General features: G+C 48.3%; 5 protein-coding genes. All 5 read left to right on the top strand.

Annotation, left to right across the window (positions count from 1 at the left end; translation table 11 throughout):
- Positions 1-1,077, top strand: a 1,077-nt coding sequence (gene dltA, locus J3U73_RS10850; RefSeq protein ID WP_267410438.1) for a D-alanine--poly(phosphoribitol) ligase subunit DltA, incomplete at its 5' end; no start/stop codon positions are given.
- The gene (dltB, locus tag J3U73_RS10845; protein WP_267410437.1) at positions 1,077-2,315 is read left to right on the top strand and encodes a D-alanyl-lipoteichoic acid biosynthesis protein DltB; all 1,239 of its coding nucleotides are present in this window, start codon (positions 1,077-1,079) and stop codon (positions 2,313-2,315) included. The genes dltA and dltB, both read left to right, overlap by 1 nt.
- A gap of 37 nt (positions 2,316-2,352) precedes the next feature.
- Positions 2,353-2,592: a D-alanine--poly(phosphoribitol) ligase subunit DltC gene (gene dltC / locus J3U73_RS10840; protein WP_103752597.1), complete on the top strand. Its 240-nt coding sequence runs from the start codon at positions 2,353-2,355 to the stop codon at positions 2,590-2,592.
- Positions 2,585-3,877, top strand: coding sequence for a D-alanyl-lipoteichoic acid biosynthesis protein DltD (gene dltD, locus J3U73_RS10835; RefSeq protein WP_220268766.1), 1,293 nt, complete (start codon positions 2,585-2,587; stop codon positions 3,875-3,877). The genes dltC and dltD overlap by 8 nt, the downstream gene beginning before the upstream one ends.
- A partial coding sequence (locus J3U73_RS10830) for a serine hydrolase domain-containing protein (RefSeq protein WP_267410436.1) occupies positions 3,877-4,693 on the top strand: 817 nt, incomplete at its 3' end. The genes dltD and J3U73_RS10830, both read left to right, overlap by 1 nt.

Genomic DNA, 4,693 nt, shown 5'->3' with positions numbered 1-4,693 from the left:
ATTATCTTTACTTCGGGCACCAGCGGCAAGCCCAAGGGCGTGCAGATCAGTCACAACAACCTCTTGAGTTTTGTCAACTGGGAGATGAGCGACTTTGCTTTGCCAGCACACCCTAGTTTTCTGGCCCAAGCGCCGTATTCGTTTGACCTGTCGGTCATGAGCTTGTACCCGGCTTTAGTGGGAGCAGGCAAGCTGGTCGTTTTGCCACACGAAGTGACGGAAAACTTTGCGCAGCTTTTCCAAACGCTGCCGCAATTGCAGTTTAATGTTTGGGTGTCGACGCCGTCATTTGCTCAGATGTGCTTTTTGGACAAGACCTTTACGGGCGAACATCATCCGGACCTGACGCACTTTCTCTTTTGCGGCGAGGAATTGCCACATAATGAGGCGGTGGTTCTCCAAAAGAAGTTCCCGCAGGCCAAGATTTTCAACACCTATGGCCCCACCGAAACCACGGTGGCGGTGACACAGGTGGAAATTACGCCGGAAGTCTTAGCTAACTATGACCGCCTGCCAATCGGGCGGGTAAAAGAAGATACCCAAATCACGATTGACAAAACTAAGGGCGATCAGCCGGGGCAAGGCGAGATTATCATTACCGGGCCGAGCACTTCCAAGGGCTACCTCAATAACCCAGAAAAAACGGCGAAGGCTTTCTTCCAAGCGCTGTCCGAGCAGTACCCGAGTCATCGCTCTGGCGATGAAGGTTTCTTTGCTGGCGACTTGCTCTTTTACCGGGGCCGGATTGATTTCCAAATCAAATTCAACGGCTACCGGATCGAATTAGAAGAAATCAACTATTATTTAGGTAAAAATAAGTTTGTTGCCCACGGCGTGGCTGCGCCTAAATATGGCAGCGACCACACAGTCAAGCAAATCGTGGCTGAAATCGAACTAAAAGACGGCGTCAAAAAGCGCTATAGCGAAGACGAAATTACGCAGCTGCTTCGGGCTGATCTGGCCCAGAACCTGATGCCGTACATGATTCCGCAGCGGTTTGTCTACCGGGAGCAATTACCGATTTCGCAAAACGGCAAGGTTGACATCAATACCGTTATTAAGGAGGTTAACGAGTAGTGCATTTTAATTTGATTAATCTGCAGCCTTATGGGAATCCACACTACTTTGTTTTCCTAATGATTGGCTTAATACCAATCATTTTGGGTCTGTATTATGGCCACCGCTTTAAGTTATATGAAATAGCTTTTTCGCTGGTCTTTCTCTTCCTAATTTTTGACGGGGATAAGTGGCAGCAGGGCGTTAGCCTGCTAATATACTTATTGCTTGAGCTGCTGCTGACTTATTGTTACCTGTATTATCGTAAAAACCGGGCCAACAAAACGTGGGTCTTTTACCTGGCGGTTTTCCTAGCGATTGTGCCCCTGATTTTGGTAAAAGTCCAAACGGCTTTTCCGCAGGCTAAAATACCGGGGGTCTTGGCCTTTTTGGGGATTTCGTACATCACTTTCAAAACCGTGCAGGTCATCATGGAAGTCCGCGACGGGGCGATTAAGGAAATTGACTTGGTCACTTACTTGCGCTTCTTGCTGTTTTTCCCGACGATTTCTTCGGGGCCCATCGACCGTTACCGGCGCTTTGCCAAAGAATGCGACGCTGCCCCTAAACGGGCAGCTTATCTGACGGATTTAGGCTTAGCCACGCGTTACCTGTTCCAAGGTTTTTTGTATAAATTTATCTTGGGCTGGTTCTTTGGCACTTACTGGCTGCCTAAAATTGAGCGGGCAGCCTTAATTGCCGGTACCGCTAACGGCGGCCTGAAATTATCGTGGTGGCTGCTAGCTTACATGTACTGTTACAGCATGTACCTGTTCTTTGATTTTGCGGGCTATTCATTGTTTGCCGTGGCAATTTCCTACTTCATGGGCATTCACACGCCAATGAACTTTAACAAGCCGTTTATTTCGCAGAATATCAAGGAATTCTGGAACCGGTGGCACATGACGCTGTCGTTTTGGTTTAGGGATTACATCTACATGCGGTTTACCTTCTTCGCGATGAAGAAAAAGCTGTTTAAAAACCCGGTGCGCCTGTCGCAGGCGGCCTACCTGCTCTTGTTTTTAGTGATGGGCTTTTGGCACGGGCTAAGCTGGTATTACATTGTTTATGGCTTGTTCCATGCCTGCGCCATCATTATTAATGACTGCTGGCTCAGGTTTAAAAAGAAGCATCAGGACAAGCTGCCGGCTAACAAGTATACCAAGTGGCTGGCAATTTTCGTCACCTTTAACGTCGTTTGTTTCAGTTTCCTGATTTTTTCAGGTTTTCTCAGCCAGCTCTGGTTTGGCTGGAAGTAGCTTAAACAGGCAATAGAATTATTTAAGAGGTTTAATCATGGATATTAAAGAAGAAGTTTTAGCAATTTTACAAGATTTAACCGGAGAAGACTTAGCCGGCAAGATGGATGAAGATATTTTTGCCAACGGGCTGATGGACTCCATGGCCAGCGTGCAGATGTTACTGAACCTGCAGGAAAAATTTGCGATCGATGTGCCGGTTTCCGAATTTGACCGGAACGAATGGAATACGCCCAGCAAGATTGTGGCAAAGGTGGAAAGTTTAAAAAATGAGTAACAAACGCCGGCTGTGGCAAATCTTTGGCCCAGTTCTTTGCGCTTTTATCCTATTGCTGGTAATTTTTTTGTTGCCTTGGGAGCGGACCTTTTCGCAGGACGCTATTTATCAGGCGGCCAATTCACAGACAACCACGGTTTTTAAGGGTTCCTTGATGAAGCAGGATGCCTTTAAGGACGACTACGTGCCTTTTTACGGCTCTAGCGAGTTGTCCCGGCTTGATCCGCTGCACCCTAGCGTGTTGGCCCAAAAATATCACCGCAATTACCGGCCGTTTTTACTAGGCGGGCCGGGCAGCCAGTCGCTAGCCCAATTTTTGGGCATGCAGGGAACGGCCAAGCAGCTAAAAAATAAAAAAGCCGTCGTGATTGTGTCACCGCAATGGTTTACGAAAATGGGGCAAAACCCGGAGGCGTTTGCGCTGTATTATTCACCGCTGCAGGCCTGCAATTTCTTGTTAGACCTCAAGAAAAGCAGCCGCGCCAGCCGCTACGCTGCCCAGCGCTTCTTGGCAATGCCGGAAGTCAAGGGCATGGTCAAAGCCGGCATGAAAAAAGCAGCCAGCGGCCAGCCCTTGTCAAGCGTGCAGCGTTTCTACCTCGAAAATCAGCGGCGCATGCTTAATAATGAGGACAAGTTTTTCAGTACCTTCCAATTGCGCGACCGCCTGCCCAAAATAAATGGTCAGGCCAAGCTGCTGCCAGCAACTGACTCGGCCAAGGCACTGGACCGAGTTGCCAGCCAGCAAGCGGCAATTCATACTAATTCCAATGAGTTTGGGATTAACAACCGCTTCTTTAAGCTGCGGCTGAATAAGCGTAATCTGGCTAAATTAAAGGACAGTCAGAAAAACTTTGATTATACCAGGTCGGTCGAATACAGCGATTTTGAGCTGATGTTGCACCAGTTTGCCAAACAGCACACTAATGTCTTGTTCATCATTCCGCCAATTAACCAAAAGTGGGCGGACTATACCGGCTTATCGCAGACGATGTACCAGCAGGCAGTCGCTAAAATTAAGTACCAGCTGCGCAGCCAAGGCTTTGACCAGGTTACCGACTTGTCAAAGCGGGGCGGCGAGCAGTACTTCATGGAAGATACGATTCACTTGGGCTGGCGCGGCTGGGTGGCAGTCGACCAGGCGGTTAAGCCGTTCATGGCGCAGCCCGATAACCGCTACAACTACAACATCCATAACTACTTCTATACCAAGAAGTGGCAAAAAGCCCGCTATGAAGTCGCAGCTAAGCAAAAGCCGCAAAACAATCGTTTAAAAGTAAAATAGTGCGCCAGCGAATTGATGCCTTAGGGATCAAGGGTTCAGTTTTAGTTATTAGCAAAGGCAAAGTTTTGCTTGATTATGCTAGCAATAATACTACTGACACTAGTTATTTAATTAATTCCGTCCAAAAGTCAATGACCGCCGCCATGGTCATGAAGCTAGTGCAGGAGGGCAAGCTGAGCTTGCATGAGCGCTTAGCGCGGTTCTATCCGGCAATACCGGGTGCGAAAAAGATTACGATTGAAAATTTATTGGCAATGACGGCTGGGCTGCAGTTAAAACCAGGAGCGCGGTTAGGCCGGCGGCACTTTGTCTCTGACCAGGATAATCTGGCCTGCAATGTGAAAAAGACGGTGTTTAAGCCAAAGATGTTGGGCAAATGGTATTACAGCTCGCTTAATTATGTATACTTGTGCGGCATAATGACGCAGGTAACCGGTCAAAGCTATGAGCAGCTTTTCCGGGCAACATACGTTGAGCCGCTGCAGTTAAAACAGACGGAGTTTTTATGGTCCAAGCCGGGCAAGATTATTGCCAGCCGCTTGGTACCGGGTATGATTTACCGCGGCGGCCGCTATGATGTGGTCAAGCATAAAAAGGCGCTGCAAGCCGCCCATGATGAATTGGGTGCCGGGTCAGTCGTGATGTCAAATCATGATTTAGCCAAGGTAATGAATTATATTCTGGCCGGCAGCCTGCTCAGTAAAAAGAGCCGGCAAGAGCTCTACCGGGCGCATCCGCCAGCTTATTATAATGGTGGTTTTTATAACGACGTCAGTTTAGGGCTAAAGACGGCTAATGGAGCAGGAGAAGGCTACT

The sequence above is a fragment of the Lactobacillus sp. B4005 genome (assembly GCF_026536045.1).
Taxonomy (GTDB): Bacteria; Bacillota; Bacilli; order Lactobacillales; family Lactobacillaceae; genus Lactobacillus; species Lactobacillus panisapium.
Note: the sequence above shows the minus strand (reverse complement) of the source record. Positions and strands in the feature narration are given on the sequence as shown.

Excerpts from the sequence above, each read along its gene's own strand:
- dltC (WP_103752597.1), top strand. The coding sequence starts at position 2,353 with ATGGATATTAAAGAAGAAGTTTTAGCAATTTTACAAGATTTAACCGGA.
- dltD (WP_220268766.1), top strand. The coding sequence starts at position 2,585 with ATGAGTAACAAACGCCGGCTGTGGCAAATCTTTGGCCCAGTTCTTTGC.